This is a genomic window from Propioniciclava sinopodophylli (assembly GCF_004324755.1).
GTDB lineage: Bacteria > Actinomycetota > Actinomycetes > Propionibacteriales > Propionibacteriaceae > Propioniciclava > Propioniciclava sinopodophylli.
Genome location: NZ_SDMQ01000002.1, coordinates 343,813 through 357,875, shown reverse-complemented (window position 1 = coordinate 357,875; position 14,063 = coordinate 343,813). Strand labels below are relative to the sequence as shown.

At 71.9% G+C, this 14,063-nt stretch carries 12 protein-coding genes and 3 tRNA genes; 6 read left to right on the top strand and 9 right to left on the bottom strand.

Features of this window, described 5'->3' with window-relative positions:
- Positions 1-75 precede the first annotated feature (75 nt).
- The 4 genes from purF (at position 76) to ET989_RS03865 (ending at position 4,095) form a co-directional block, all read left to right on the top strand.
- On the top strand, positions 76-1,554 hold the full coding sequence (gene purF / locus ET989_RS03880) for an amidophosphoribosyltransferase (protein ID WP_131167233.1): 1,479 nt from the start codon (positions 76-78) through the stop codon (positions 1,552-1,554).
- Positions 1,547-2,608 (top strand): phosphoribosylformylglycinamidine cyclo-ligase, encoded by a 1,062-nt coding sequence (purM, locus tag ET989_RS03875; protein ID WP_131167232.1) that lies wholly within the window; start codon positions 1,547-1,549, stop codon positions 2,606-2,608. The genes purF and purM overlap by 8 nt, the downstream gene beginning before the upstream one ends.
- Before the next feature lie 151 nt (positions 2,609-2,759).
- The gene (locus tag ET989_RS03870) at positions 2,760-2,993 is read left to right on the top strand and encodes a DUF3073 domain-containing protein (RefSeq protein ID WP_131167231.1); all 234 of its coding nucleotides are present in this window, start codon (positions 2,760-2,762) and stop codon (positions 2,991-2,993) included.
- Entirely contained in the window at positions 2,959-4,095 is a 1,137-nt protein-coding gene (locus ET989_RS03865) for an alpha/beta hydrolase (protein ID WP_131167230.1), read from the top strand. Before ET989_RS03870 ends, ET989_RS03865 begins: the two co-directional genes overlap by 35 nt.
- Positions 4,096-4,206: 111 nt before the next feature.
- Here ET989_RS03865 and ET989_RS03860 read toward each other — a convergent pair.
- The 5 genes from ET989_RS03860 to xseA form a co-directional block, all read right to left on the bottom strand.
- Positions 4,207-4,283: transfer RNA gene (locus ET989_RS03860), tRNA-Phe, on the bottom strand.
- Between the two features lie 21 nt (positions 4,284-4,304).
- Positions 4,305-4,378, bottom strand: a tRNA-Asp gene (locus ET989_RS03855).
- A 139-nt stretch (positions 4,379-4,517) separates the two neighbouring features.
- A tRNA-Glu gene (locus tag ET989_RS03850) sits at positions 4,518-4,590 on the bottom strand.
- Positions 4,591-4,674: 84 nt separating this feature from the next.
- A complete protein-coding gene (locus tag ET989_RS03845; RefSeq protein WP_131167229.1) occupies positions 4,675-4,875 on the bottom strand; it encodes an exodeoxyribonuclease VII small subunit in 201 nt (66 codons plus the stop codon).
- Positions 4,872-6,104: an exodeoxyribonuclease VII large subunit gene (gene xseA, locus ET989_RS03840; protein WP_131167228.1), complete on the bottom strand. Its 1,233-nt coding sequence runs from the start codon at positions 6,102-6,104 to the stop codon at positions 4,872-4,874. The genes ET989_RS03845 and xseA overlap by 4 nt, the downstream gene beginning before the upstream one ends.
- A gap of 489 nt (positions 6,105-6,593) precedes the next feature.
- Between xseA and ET989_RS03830 the strand changes: the two genes are divergently transcribed.
- Positions 6,594-7,544 (top strand): 4-hydroxy-3-methylbut-2-enyl diphosphate reductase, encoded by a 951-nt coding sequence (locus ET989_RS03830; RefSeq protein ID WP_131167227.1) that lies wholly within the window; start codon positions 6,594-6,596, stop codon positions 7,542-7,544.
- Between the two features lie 84 nt (positions 7,545-7,628).
- Here the strand turns inward: ET989_RS03830 and ET989_RS15225 are convergent, their stop codons facing one another.
- Positions 7,629-9,689, bottom strand: coding sequence for a hypothetical protein (locus ET989_RS15225; protein ID WP_206662208.1), 2,061 nt, complete (start codon positions 9,687-9,689; stop codon positions 7,629-7,631).
- Between the two features lie 128 nt (positions 9,690-9,817).
- Between ET989_RS15225 and ET989_RS03820 the strand changes: the two genes are divergently transcribed.
- Positions 9,818-10,078, top strand: coding sequence for a metal-sensitive transcriptional regulator (locus ET989_RS03820; protein ID WP_131167226.1), 261 nt, complete (start codon positions 9,818-9,820; stop codon positions 10,076-10,078).
- A gap of 39 nt (positions 10,079-10,117) precedes the next feature.
- Here the strand turns inward: ET989_RS03820 and ET989_RS03815 are convergent, their stop codons facing one another.
- From ET989_RS03815 to ET989_RS03805, 3 genes are all read right to left on the bottom strand, one after another.
- A complete protein-coding gene (locus ET989_RS03815) occupies positions 10,118-11,647 on the bottom strand; it encodes a flotillin family protein (protein WP_131167225.1) in 1,530 nt (509 codons plus the stop codon).
- A gap of 28 nt (positions 11,648-11,675) precedes the next feature.
- Positions 11,676-12,194: a hypothetical protein gene (locus ET989_RS03810; RefSeq protein WP_131167224.1), complete on the bottom strand. Its 519-nt coding sequence runs from the start codon at positions 12,192-12,194 to the stop codon at positions 11,676-11,678.
- A 200-nt stretch (positions 12,195-12,394) separates the two neighbouring features.
- Positions 12,395-14,020 carry an FAD-dependent oxidoreductase gene (locus ET989_RS03805; protein WP_131167223.1) on the bottom strand — a complete coding sequence of 542 codons (1,626 nt, stop codon included), beginning with the start codon at positions 14,018-14,020 and terminating at the stop codon, positions 12,395-12,397.
- Positions 14,021-14,063: the final 43 nt, after the last annotated feature.

Here is a 14,063-nt window from a genome sequence, read left to right as displayed (position 1 = left end):
ATCAACGTGTTGCCTTCGGGCTGCCGCACCGGGACGCGGCGGGGAAGGGCGCCCGTGACCGCTAGACTCCGTCGGGTGAAGGACCCGCGCGGCACCTCGGTCGCCCTCGATCCCCTGGGGGACCCGAAACCCAACGAGGAGTGTGGCGTCTTCGGCGTCTGGGCGCCCGGCGAGGAGGTCGCCAAGCTCACCTACTTCGGCCTGTTCGCGCTGCAGCACCGCGGCCAGGAGTCGGCCGGCATCTCCGTCAGCAACGGCGAGCGCATCATGGTCTTCAAGGACATGGGCCTGGTCTCCCAGGTGTTCGACGAGCCCGCCCTCAACTCCCTGACCGGCCACCTCGCGATCGGGCACACCCGCTACTCCACGACCGGGGCGTCCGTCTGGAAGAACGCCCAGCCCACCTACCGCGCCACCCCGACCGGCGGCCTCGCGCTGGCGCACAACGGCAACCTGACCAACACCCGCGAGTTGGAGGAGTGGCTCCACGAGCGCGACGCGCGCGCCCGCGTCGCGTCCAAGGACTCGATGGACTCCACCAACGACACCGCGCTGGTCACCGCCCTGATGGCGACCTTCGCCGGGTCGACCTGGGACGCCGCCCTGTCCGTCCTGCCCCGCCTGCGGGGCGCCTTCTGCTTCACCTTCATGGATGAGAACGCGCTCTTCGCCGCGCGCGACCCCCAGGGAGTCCGCCCGCTCGTGCTCGGACGCCTCGAGCGCGGCTGGGTCGTCGCGTCCGAGACCGCGGCGCTGGACATCGTGGGCGCCACCTTCATCCGCGAGGTCGAGCCCGGCGAGCTGGTCTGCATCGACTCGGGAGGCCTCCGTTCGGAGCGCTTCGCGGAGGCCAACCCCAAGGGCTGCCTGTTCGAGTACGTGTACCTGGCCCGCCCCGACACCGTGATCGCCGGCCGCCGCGTCCACTCCACCCGCGTCGAGATCGGCCGCACCCTCGCGCTGGAGTCGCCGGTGGACGCCGACCTCGTGATCCCGACACCCGAGTCCGGCATCCCGAGCGCGGTCGGCTACGCGGAGGCGTCCGGCATCCCCTACGGCCTCGGCCTGGTCAAGAACAGCTACGTGGGCCGCACGTTCATCCAGCCGTCGCAGACGTTGCGCCAGCTCGGCATCCGGCTCAAGCTGAACCCGATCCGCGACGTCATCGACGGCAAGCGGCTCATCGTCGTCGATGACTCCATCGTGCGCGGCAACACCCAGCGGGCGCTGGTGAAGATGCTGCGCGAGGCCGGCGCCGCCGAGGTGCACGTGCGCATCGCCTCCCCGCCCGTGGAGTGGCCGTGCTTCTACGGCATCGACTTCGCCACGCGCGCCGAGCTGATCGCGCCCGGCATGAACACCGACGAGATCTGCCGCTCGATCGGCGCCGACAGCCTGGCGTTCATCTCGCTGGAGGGGCTCGTCGCCTCCACTGGCCTGCAGAAGAAGCGGTTGTGCCGCGCGTGCTTCGACGGCCAGTACCCCATCCCCGTGCCCCCGGGCGCGGCCGAGCAGATGCGCCTGATCGCGCAGAAAGGTGACGACGATGACTGAGGCCACCAGCGCCTATGCCGCCGCCGGTGTCGACATCGAGGCCGGCGACCGCGCCGTCGAGCTGATGAAGGCGCACGTCGCCCGCACCCGCCGCCCCGAGGTGCTCGGCGGGCTGGGTGGGTTCGCCGGCTTCTTCGACGCGTCGGCGTTCAAGGGCTACGACCACCCCGTGCTGGCCACCTCCACCGACGGCGTCGGCACCAAGGTCGCGATCGCCCAGGCCCTCGACAAGCACGACACCATCGGCTTCGACCTGATCGGCATGCTCGTCGACGACCTCGTCGTCGTGGGCGCCGAACCGCTCTTCGTCACCGACTACATCGCCTGCGGCAAGGTCGTCCCCGAGCGGATCGCCGACATCGTCAAGGGCATCGCCGCCGCCTGCGAGGTGGCCGGCGCCGCCCTGCTCGGCGGCGAGACCGCCGAGCACCCCGGCCTGCTGGACCCGGACGAGTACGACATCGCCGGCGCCACCACCGGCGTGGTCGAGCGCTCGAAGATCCTCGGCCCCGACCGCGTCCGACCCGGCGACGTGGTCGTCGCGCTGGCGTCCTCGGGCCTGCACTCCAACGGCTACTCGCTGGTGCGCCACGTCCTGCTGAACCGGGCCGGCTGGGCGCTCGACCGCGACGTCCCCGAGCTGGGCACGACGCTGGGCGAGGAACTGCTCACGCCCACGCAGGTCTACGCCCAGGACATCCTCGCCCTGATCGAAGCCGCCGAGGTGCACGCGATCAGCCACGTGACCGGCGGCGGGCTTGCCAACAACCTGGCCCGCGTCCTGCCTGCCGGTTTGGCCGCCACCCTGCGCCGCGACAGCTGGACGCCCCCGGCCATCTTCCAGCTCGTCCAGCAGGTCGGACAGGTCAGCCAGCCCGACATCGAGGCGACCCTCAACATGGGTGTCGGCATGGCCCTGGTGGCCCCCGCCGACGCCGTCGACCAGCTGGTGCGCACGGCGTCCGACCGCGGGCTGACCGCGTGGGTGCTGGGCGAGACCGTAGCGGTCGAGGGGGACGCCCGCGTCGACCTCACCGGCAGCCACGCGGGCTGACGTCGGGCACCGAGCGCGCGTCCCTCGGAGGGGACGCGCGCGGATGGGATCTGCTTTGTCCCCATCCCGAACTCGGGTACCATCGGCGTCACGACAAACACATCCTCACGCGGCCAGGCCGCCAGAAGACGCTAAGGGGGTCGACCCGGACATGGGGCGCGGCCGTGCAAAGGCGAAGCAGACCAAGGTCGCTCGCGATCTGAAGTACCGAACCTTCGACACTGATTTTTCCTCCCTCGAACGGGAGCTCCGGGGATCGCAGCCCTTCGAGGAGTTCTCCGAGGCGGGTGAGGAAGCCGACGAGTACGACGATCCGTACGCGCCGGACGAAGAAGAGGACGACGACGAGGATGAGTATCCGGAACAGGGCCGCAACTACGGCTGAGCCCGTTCCGGCCAAGCCCGCCGTGCCCGTGGAGATCGTCCCGGGCGAGGTGCCGGCCGAGCTACTCCCCGAGGCGCCACCGGCAGAGCCGGAGTGGCCTGTCGCTGCACCCCTTGACCGTTGGGCGCCGGACTCGCTCCTGGACGGGTTCGAGTGCCGCTCGCTCCCGCTGGAGGCCGAGCCGCTTGAAGCCGAGGGCGACGAGCCGCTGACGGCCACCCTCGTCCGCCCCAGCGAACCCCGCCGCCGCGCCCACCGGCGCGCGGTGGTGCAGCTGCATGGCTGGAACGACTACTTCTTCCACCCGCACGTTGCCGAGTTCTGGCACCAGCAGGGTTTCGCTTTCCATGCCCTCGAGCTGCGCCGCTACGGCCGCAGCCTGCGCGAGGGGCACCTGCGCGGCTACGTGGACGACCTGGCCGCGTATCAACAGGAGCTGGACGCCGCCCTCGCCATGGTCCGTGAGGACCACGACGCCGTCGTGCTCGCCGGGCACTCCACCGGCGGCCTGACGGCGTGCCTGTACGCCGCCGAGCGCCCCGGCGAGTTGGCCGGCGTCGTGCTCAACTCGCCCTGGCTGGACATGTGGGGCCCACCGGCGGTCACGTCCATGCTCAAGCCGTTGCTCAAGGAGTGGAGCCGCCGGGCGCCGACCTCGGCCTTCCCGCTGCCCGAGAGCGAGGAGAACGTGTACGCCCGCGCGATGCACGCCTCGCACGGCGGCGAGTGGGACTACTCGTTCGACCTGAAGACGCAGGCCTCGGAGCCGATCCGTGTCGGCTGGCTGCGGGCGATCCTGCAAGGCCACGCCAAGGTGGCGCTCGGGCTCGACATCACCTGCCCGGTGCTGGTCACGACGTCGACCAAGACCCTCTTCCTGCGCAAGTACCGCGAGGAGGCGCGCGGCGTCGACACGGTGCTGGACGTGAACCGCATCAACGGCGTGGCCTGGCGGCTGGGCAACCAGGTGACGCTCTCGCGCATCGAGGGCGGCACGCACGACCTGTCCCTGTCGCCCGAGCCGGCCCGGACGGCGTGGTTCGAGTCCATCGCGCGCTGGTTGCGCGCCTACGTGCCTTCGCCGCTGCCGCTGGAGGAGTGAAGAGGGAGGGCCCGGCGAGCCCGGCGGCGGCCGGGAGGTCTGCACGCCCCGTCTTCCGGGGAGCGGGGACGCGAAACGCGGACCCGGGAGGATCCGCGTTCGGGGTGAGGATGGTGGCCAGGACCGGGGTCGAACCGGTGACCTTCCACTTTTCAGGCGGACGCTCGTACCAACTGAGCTACCTGGCCGGTCTGCTCCTGATGGAGCAGCGACCCCGACGGGACTCGAACCCGCGACCTCCGCCGTGACAGGGCGGCGCGCTAACCAACTGCGCTACGGGGCCTCTTGTGAAGGCCGCTGCCCTCTCGGACAGCTTGAGAAGCATAGCGTAGGCCCTCCGTCGGTGCGAAATCGGGCCACCACCCTGGCCAGAACGACGAAGCGGCCCGGCCGAACAGTGTTCGACCGGGCCGACCGTGTCGCATCCCCAACGGGATTCGAACCCGCGCTGCCGCCTTGAAAGGGCGGAGTCCTAGGCCGCTAGACGATGGGGACAGGGCTGCCCCAGCTTAGGGCACAGCGCGGAGCCGCCCCAACTCAGCGGGCGGGACGGATCAGGCCCTGGCCGGGTACGTGGCGTCAGTCGGACGGGGGGCGGGCCGCCTCGATCTTCGCCTTCGCGCCGTCCAGCCACTGCTGGCAGACCGTCGCGAGCTTCTCGCCGCGCTCCCACAACTCCATCGACTGCGACAGCGGCACGCTGCCGGACTCCAGCTGGCGCACCACGTCGACGAGCTGGTCGCGGGCCTCCTCGTAGGAGAGGGGCTTCTCGTCGCTCATGCGGACTCCTGTTCGTTGGGTTCGACGTCGATCACCGCGGCTGCGATGTCGCCGTCGATGAGGCGGGCGATGATGATCTCGTCGGGCTCGATGTCGGCGACGGACGCCAGCGTGCGGCCGTCGTCGGTGGTCACGATGGCGTACCCGCGCTGAAGCGTCGCGCGCGGGGAGAGGGTGCGCACGCGGGCGAGGTGGCCCTCCAGCTGGTCCTGCTCCCGTTCCACGGCGCGCCGCACCGCACGGTGCAGGCGCTCCTGCAGGTCGGACACCCGCTGGGACGCCAGCACCACCGCGCCCGACGGGTCCCGGAGGACGGGTCGGGAGCGCAGGGCGTCCAGCGCCTCCTGCTGGCTGCGGACCCGCGCCGTGATGGCGGCGCGGAGGCGGTCGCGCCCGGTGGCGATGATGCGGGCCTCGTCCGCGGCGTCCGGCACCACCAGCTTGGCGGCGTCGGTGGGGGTGGACGCCCGCACGTCCGCCACCAGGTCGAGGATCGGGGTGTCTGTCTCGTGGCCGATCGCCGAGACCACCGGCGTCCGGCAGGCGAACACGGCGCGCGCCAGGCCCTCGTCGGAGAAGGGCAGCAGGTCCTCCACCGACCCGCCGCCACGCGCGATGACGATGACGTCCACCGCGAGGTCGGCGTCCAGCGAGCGCAGGGCGTCGGTCACCTGCTCGACCGCCTGCAGCCCCTGCATGAGCGCGTGCCGGGTCACGATGACCGCACCCGGCCACCGGCGACGGACGTTCTCCACCACGTCGCGCTCCGCGGCGGACTCCCGCGCGGTCACGAGCCCGATGCTGCGCGGCAGGAACGGCAGCCGCTGCTTGCGCTCGCGGGCGAACAAGCCCTCGGCCTGCAGCGCGCGCTTGCGCTGCTCGAGGTGGGCCAGCAGGCGACCCTCGCCCGAGGGGCGCAGATCGTCGCACGCGAAGGTCAGCGAACCGTTCGCCGGATACACCTGGGCCTTCACGTGGGCGGCCACGAGCGCGCCCTCGGTGACCGGACCCGCGGCGTCCAGCGTCGCGGTGCTGACGCTCACCTGGACGCTCACGTCGGCCAGCTTGTCGCGGAGCGTGAGGAAGTGGATCGAGCTGCCGGCGCGGCGCTTGAGCTGGATGACCTGACCCTCGACCCACACGGCGCCGGTGCGCTCGACCCAGCCCTTGAGCAGGCGGACGACCTCACGCAGCGGCTGCGGCTGTTCGGGGGAGCTGGTCAACGGCACGGGCCCGAGCCTAACGGGGCGGGCCTCTCGTCGTAGACGCTTTCGTACTCCTCGGCGGGGAGGGCGTCCAGCAGGGCGGCGGCGTCCTCGGCCGGAAGCGACGCGCGCACGCGTTCGCCCCGGATGACCTTCGCGAGCAGCCCTCGTGGAGCTGGATGAGGTCCACGTGATCGGTGTCGAGGCGCTCCAGCGAACGGTTGATGGACGCCCAAGCCCCCTCGGCGTCCCGATCGCACTAAGCCGACCACGGGTGGAGGGGGAGGGGTCAGCGACCGTTGGAAGAGGCCGCGTGCTCCTCGGCGATGGCCAACTCGTCGGCGGCAACGCTCAGGGCGATGTACTGGCGGAGCAGGTCGTTGTTCATGTCGATGAACTGCATGTCCGGATCTCCTTTCTGTCGTCACGGAACATTTCTAGTTTAAGCGACCAGTATTCGGCGTCAAATCGCGTGGCAACGGGCCGATCCGGCGGTGCCCGTACACTGGCCGAATGAGCAAGAGCGTTGTCGTTGCCGCCCCGCGCGGGTACTGCGCGGGCGTGGACCGGGCCGTCGTGACCGTCGAGAAGGCCCTGGACCTGTACGGGCCGCCCGTCTACGTGCGCAAGCAGATCGTGCACAACAAGCACGTGGTCGAGACCCTGGAGGAACGGGGCGCCATCTTCGTCGAGGAACTCGACGAGGTGCCCGAGGGCGCCACCGTCGTCTTCTCCGCGCACGGCGTCTCCCCGGCGGTGCATGCCGAGGCGTCCGAGCGCCAGCTGAAGACCATCGACGCCACCTGCCCGCTGGTCACCAAGGTGCACAACGAGGCCAAGCGCTTCGCCGCGGACGGCCGCCAGATCCTGCTCATCGGCCACGCCGGCCACGAGGAGGTCGAGGGCACCATGGGGGAGGCGCCCGACCGGACGATCCTCGTCGAGCACCCGGACGACGTCGCCAACGTCGAGGTGGACGACCCCTCGCAGCTCGCGTGGCTCTCCCAGACGACGCTGAGCGTCGACGAGACGTGGGAGACCGTGACCAAGCTGCGCGAGAAGTTCCCGCTGCTGATGAACCCGCCCTCCGACGACATCTGCTACGCGACCCAGAACCGACAGTCGGCGGTCAAGCAGATCGCCAAGGGCTCAGACCTCGTCATCGTCGTCGGCTCGAGCAATTCGTCCAACTCCGTGCGCCTCGTCGAGGTCGCCCTGGAGGCTGGCGCCAAGGCGTCCTACCGCGTCGACAACGCGGGCGAGATAGACCCGGCCTGGCTCGAGGGTGTCGAGAAGGTCGGCGTCACCTCCGGCGCCTCGGTGCCCGACGTGCTGGTGGAGGGCGTCCTGGACTACCTCACCGAGCGCGGCTACCCGGCCGCCGTCGAGGAGCGCCTCACCGAGGAGAACCTCACCTTCGCCCTGCCGCCCGAACTCCGCAAGGACCTCAAGAAGCGCGGCTGACCGGCGCCCCGCACAGACGCACCTGCAAACGAAATCTGCACCCGCTACAGCGGGTGCAGATTCACTTTCGGGGTGCGTCTGTGCCTAGAGGCCGAGGTCCTTGGCGAGTTGCTTGGCCTCCTTCTTCGGCGCGCGGGAGCCCCACCAGTCGCCGGCGCGGAACTTGGCGTCGCCCAGGTCCTCCAGCGCGGTGACCAACGGCGGCCCCCAGGTGCCGGCGTCGGACGCCGCGAGCGGGCGCAGCAGGTCGACGACAGTGGACGCCGCGGCCAACGCCTCGCGTCGCTGTCCGGCGGCCTGCGCCGCGCGCAGCTGCCCGCGTGCGGCGTCCAGCTCGGCGGTCCGGATGGCTGGCTCCATCGAAATCTCGGGCTCCTTCACGGGCTCCGGCTCCGGCTCAACGACGGGTTCGGGTTCGGGCGTCCACACCGGCTCGGGCTCCACGACGGGTTCGGGTTCGGGCGTCCACGCCGGCTCGGGCTCCACGACGGGTTCGGGTTCGGGCGTCCACGCCGGCTCGGGCTCCACGACGGGTTCGGGTTCGGGCGTCCACGCCGGCTCGGGCTCCACGACGGGTTCGGGTTCGGGCGTCCACACCGACTCGGGGTCGGGCACTCCGACAGGCTCCACGATGGGTTCGGGCTCCTCGATGGGCTCGGGCTCCACGATGGGCTCCGGCGTCCACACCGGCGCGGGTTCTAGTGCTTCGACCGGCTCGACCGGGGCGTCCGGCCCGGGCACGGTCAGCGGGGCGCGGGTGGCGAGGGCGAGCGCGTCGGCGTCCGAGAGGTTCGACCAGGGCGGCGACGGCAGCGGTGAGCGGGTGACCACGCCCCGGAACCGGTCCCGCGCGAACTGCTCGGCGGGCACGTCGGCGTACAGTGCCGCCGCACCCGGCATTGCCTCGCGCAGGCCCGCCACCAGGGCGTGGAACTCGCGGAGCGAACGCTCGGCAGCCTCGTGGTCGCCGGACGCCCGCTCGACCTCGGCGCGCGCCAGCGTGGCACCCGCCAGCCCGGCGTCGTGCCCACCCGGCCGGCGCAGCGAGGCGAATCGTGCGAACAGGGACGCCAGCGCCTCGGCGGCTTCGTCGTGCTCGTCACGGCTCAGCAGGGCCCGCGCCAGCGCGGTGACGGCCGCGAACTGGACGTCGAGGTGCTCACCGACGGTGCCCTCGTGGGCGACCAGGTCGCCGGCTACCTCGGCCGCGCGCCCGGCGGCCGCCAGGGCCTCCTCGTCGCGGTCGAGCGCCAGCAGGTCGTGGGACAGGTCGGCCAGCGCGTGGCCGAGGGCAGCCCGGGCGGGGGTGCCGAGGCGTCCGGCCACGCCTTCGAGCAGCGTGATGAGCCCGTGGCGCTCCGCGAGCCCGGCCTCGGCGTCGCCGGAGCCGGCCAGCCGGTCGGCGAGGTCGCGCCGCGCCTCGACCAACGGTTCCAGCTGGCGAGCGGCCAGGCCGTCCGCGACGCGTCCGGACGCCGACAGGACGGGCCGGGCCGCGTCCTCGGCGGCGGCGACGGCCTCGCGGCCCAGGGCAACGGCGTCGTGGGTGATGCCGGCGACCCAGCGCGCATCGGCGGCCAGGCGGAGGGCGTCCACCAGGGCGGGGGCGTCGTCGGTGCCGGCCAACCCGCCCTCACGCGCCCGGGCCACCGCGGCGTCCGCGCAGGCGTTGGCGGGGCCGACGTCACCAGACGCCAGCGCGGCGCGGGCCTCGGCCATCAGCAGCCAAGTCGCGGTGCGCGCGCCGACGTAGGGGGTGAGGTCGACGTGGGGGAGGAGGCGGGTCCAGCCGCGCAGCGCGGCAGCCATTTGCCCACCGGGGCCGGGGTGGCCGGCGCCGGCCTGGGTGGCGGCCAGGTGCGTGGTGGCGGTGAAGAAGCGGACGCCGTCATCGATCGGCGTGAACGGGCCCACGGCACCATGGGCGGCCACCAGCCGGTTCGCGCGGGTGAGGGCGTCCTGCGCGTCCTCGATGGCCGGGGCGTACTGGTGGGCCAGCAGGCGCTGGGCGGTCAGTTCGTTGAGGGCGTCGGTCAGCCGCTCGGCCACGGACTCGTCGGAAGCCGCCCAACCGCGCAGCTTCTTGACCTCGGACGCGAGTGCCTTGAGCTGGCGACCGCGCCGGTCGGGGGTGGCCTGTGCCATGTGGGTGCTCCCGGGAACGTGATGGATGGGCCCGGCCATCCTATCGAGGGGCGTCCGACGGGGCCTTTTGATGGCAACCGATACGGCCCGGGGTATCGTGGGTGGCACCACTCGCGAATGGAGATTCCATGCACCTGCCACCGGAGGAGATGTCCGCGGTCGTCACCCGGCTCAAGCGGGCCCAGGGCCAGCTGGGCGGCGTGATCGCCATGATCGAGGCGGGCCGCGAGTGTGAGGACATCGTCACGCAGCTGGCCGCCGTCGGGAAGGCCGTCGACCGGGCCGCCTTCCTGACGATCTCGACGGGGCTTCGCGCCTGCCTCGTCGACCCCGAGAACAACGCCATGGACGCGGCCAAACTGGAGAAGCTCTTCCTCTCGCTGGCCTGACCGCGCCCGCCCTTCGGCAGGGTCAGGGGCCCGACCCTGCTACTCGACCTCGCCCTCGACGACGGTCGGGGCCGACTCGCGCCGCTGCGGGGCGCTCTGCCCCTCGCGGTGGGCGAAGCGGTCGATGATCGAGGTCAGGTCGTAGCCGGTCGTGTCCTTGACGAGCTGCAGGGTCTGCATCAGGTTCTCCGACACCTGCTTGGGCAGCGCGGCCGCACCGTCGGTGGAGATGACGGTCAGCTTGTCGATGGACGCCAGCGGGGCGGCCACCTTTTCGGCCATCTCAGGGAGCACCTCGACCAGCATCTGCAGGACGGCCGCGTCGTTGTAGTGCGCGAACGCCTCGGCGCGCTTGTCCATCGCCTCGGCCTCGGCCTGGCCGACGGCCAGCACCGCGGCTGCCTGCGCCTCGCCCTCGGCCCGGACGGCCGCGGCCTCGGCGATACGGCGGGCCTTCTCGGCTTCGCCGCGCTTGGCACCCTCGATCGCCTCCGCCTCGGCCAGCGCCGAACGGCGGGACTTTTCGCCCTCACCGGTCAGGCGGGCCTTCTCGGCCTCGGCCTCGGCGTTCGCGATGGACGCCGCCTTGTTGGCCTCGGCGGTCAGGATCGCGGCCTGGCGCTTGGCTGCCGCCTCGGTCTCCACGCGGTAGCGCTCCGCGTCGGCCGGCTTGCGCACCTCGGTGTCGAGCTGGCGTTCCTTCAGGGCGGCCTGTGCAACGGCGACCTTCTCCTGCTCGAGCAGGATCGCCTGGTCGCGGTCGGCCTGGGCCAGCGGGCCTGCAGAGGCGGCGGTCGCGCGGGCGGCGTCCGTCTCGGACTGGATCTCGGCCTGCTTCAGCACCAGCGCGCGCTGGGAGATGGCGATCTGCTCCTCGGCGGCGATGCGGGCCTGCTCGGCCTCGCGCCGCGCCTCCGCCTCGGCGATCGCGGCCAGACGGCCGACGCGGGCGGACTCGGGGCGTCCGAGATCGGACAGGTAGGAACCGTCGTCGCTGATGTCCTGGATCTGGAAGGTGTCGAGCACCAGGCCCTGGCCGGTCAGCGAGGACTCCGACTCGTCGGTGACCCGCTGGGCGAACGCCGCGCGGTCGCGGATGATCTGCTCCACCGTCAGGGAGCCGACGATCGAGCGCAGCGAGCCGGCGAGGGTCTCCTGGGTGAAGGTCTCGATCTCGTCCTGCTGGCCGAGGAAGCGCTGGGCGGCCGCGCGGATCGAATCCTCGTTGCCGCCGACCTTGACGATCGCGACGCCGTCCACGTTGAGCTTGATGCCCTGGCCCGACACGGCGTTGCGGATCGTCACCATGATGCGCCGCGAGCTCAGGTCGAGCACGTGCAGCCGCTGGATGAACGGGACCACGAACACGCCGCCACCCATGACCACGCGCTGCCCGGACAGGTCGGTCGACATGAGCCCGGTCTCGGGGTTGACCACCTCGCGGCCTTTGCGGCCGGTGATGATGTACGCCTCGTTCGGCTTGCTGACCTTGTAGCGGCTCGCTACGAGCAGGCCGACCAGGACGATGAGGGCGATGAGCCCTCCGACGGCGATCAGGATCTCGGGCACGGGGTGGGTTCCTCTCGGTGGCGGGCGTTCACGGGGCGAGTTCGGGGGTGCCGTCGGCGAGGCGCACCTCGACGGCTGTCGGTGAGACCACTGCGGACACCCACACGTCGGTGCCGGACGGGATCGGGCGGTCGGCGCGGGCGCTGAACTTGCGCACGTGGCCGCCCGTGGAGACGTGAACCTCGCCGAGGCCCGCCTCCGGGATGGCGGTGATCACGCGCGCAGGGTGCCCGACGAGGGAGTCGGTGCGGAAGGACGCGGCGTCCTCGCCCTGGCGCAGCGCGCGGGTCAGGCGGATCGCGCCCCAGGCGGCCAGCGCGCCGATCACGAGGCCGGACACCACGGCGACGGCCAGGTTGTCGACCAGGGCCAGGCCCAGGGCGCCGCCGAAGCCGAAGGCGCCGATGAAGGCGGAGATCGAGGAGACCGAGAAGAGGTCGCTGTCGAGGGCGTCCAGGTGGAGCGCCCCGTCGAGCACGTCGCCGATCACGAGGGCCACCACGGCGAGGGCGATGCCGATGCCTCCGATGATCAGGAAGGGGGTCAAGGGTGCGCCTCTCTGCTGGTTGCTCCAGTCTACCGGGCCGCGGGGGCCCATCGTCCGCCGGGTAGCGCCATCTGGACCACATGACTCCGGGACACCTTCAGGCCATCTGGCTCCCACAAGGGGTGATCCCGGGGACGCCGGAGCGCCATCCGGCCAGGGTGTGGTCCGCATGGCGCTACGTGTGGTGGCACCCCCGCGGATCAGTCCCGGGAGTCGCGGCCCGCCGCCCAGGTCTTGTAGCCACCGTCGAGATTGACCGCGTCGCGACCCAGCTGGGCGAGGATGCGGACGGCCGTGTGGCCCCGGATGCCGACCGCGCAGTGCACGACCAGCAGGCCCTCGGGCAGCTCGTCGACGCGGTCGCGCAGTTCATCCACCGGGACGAGGCGCGCGCCCGGGATGGACCCGGCTGCGAACTCGCCGGGCGTGCGCACGTCGATGACGGTCGCCCCGCCGGCGACGGCGGCGTCCAACTCGTGCCACTGGATCGAGCGGGTCACGCCCGAGCGGAGGTTGTCGGCGACGTGGCCGAGCATGTTCACCGCGTCCTTGGCCGAGCCGTAGGGCGGGGCGTAGGCGAGCTCGAGCTCGGCGAGGTCGGACGCCCTGAGCCCGCCCGTGATCGCGGTCGCGATGACGTCGATGCGCTTGTCCACGCCCTCGCCGCCGACGCCCTGGGCGCCCAGGATGGCGTCGGTCTCGGGGTCGACCAGCAGCTTCAGCGCCATACCCTCCGCGCCGGGGTAGTAGCCGGCGTGCGAGGCCGGGTGGGTGTGAATCGCACGGTAGGGGCGTCCGGACGCCTGCAGGCGCTTCTCGTTGGCTCCCGTGGCGGCGACGGTGAGGTCGAAGACCTTGACGATCGCGGTACCCAGCACCGGGCGGTTGGACGTGGGCAGGCCCGCGATGTGATCCGCGACGCGGCGCCCCGCGAGGTTGGCGGTGTTCGCCAGCGGCACCAGGGTGGCGCTGCCGTCGAGGGCGTCGATCTTCTCGACAGCGTCGCCCACGGCGTAGATGTCGGGGTCGTTCGTGAGGTGGTTCGCATCGACCGCGATGCCGCCGCGCTCGCCGACGGTCAGGCCGGCCTCGGCGGCCAGCGTGATGTCGGGGCGGACGCCGATGGCGGCGACCACCACATCGGCGGGGAGCTCGGTGCCGTCGGCCAGCGTGACCGTCGCCTCGCCGATGGCAGTGACGCCCGAGCCGAGGTGCAGGTCGACGCCGCCCTTGCGGAGGGCGTCGTGCACGGGCGCGGCCATCTCGGGGTCGAGCGGGGCCATCACCTGGGGCAGGGCCTCGATGAGCGCGACCTCCAGGCCTTGGTGGACGAGGTTTTCGGCGACCTCGATGCCGATGAAGCCGCCGCCGATGACGACGGCGGTCTTCTGACCGCGAACGGCGGCGACCATGGCGTCGGTGTCCTCGATGTCGCGCAGGGTGAGGGCGCGCTCGATGCCGAGGATCGGCGGGCGCACCGGGCGCGCGCCGGGCGAGAGGATCACCTTGTCGTAAGGCAGTTCCTCGGTCGCCCCGGTCGCGAGGTTGCGCACGTGGACGACCTTGTTCTCGCGGTCGATGCGCGTGGCCTCGGTGGCGACGCGCACGTCGAGGCGGAAGCGGGCGGCCAGCGACTGGGGGGTCTGGAGGAGCAGCGACGAACGCTCCGGGATGACGCCGCCCACGTGATAGGGCAGGCCGCAGTTGGCGAACGACACGTGGCCCGTGCGCTCGAGGACGATGATGTGGGCGTTCTCGTCGAGCCGGCGCAGGCGCGTGGCCGCGCTCATGCCCCCGGCGACCCCACCGATGATGATGACTCGCATGGACACGAACATACCCCCAGGGGTATGGTTGGGGCCAATCCGT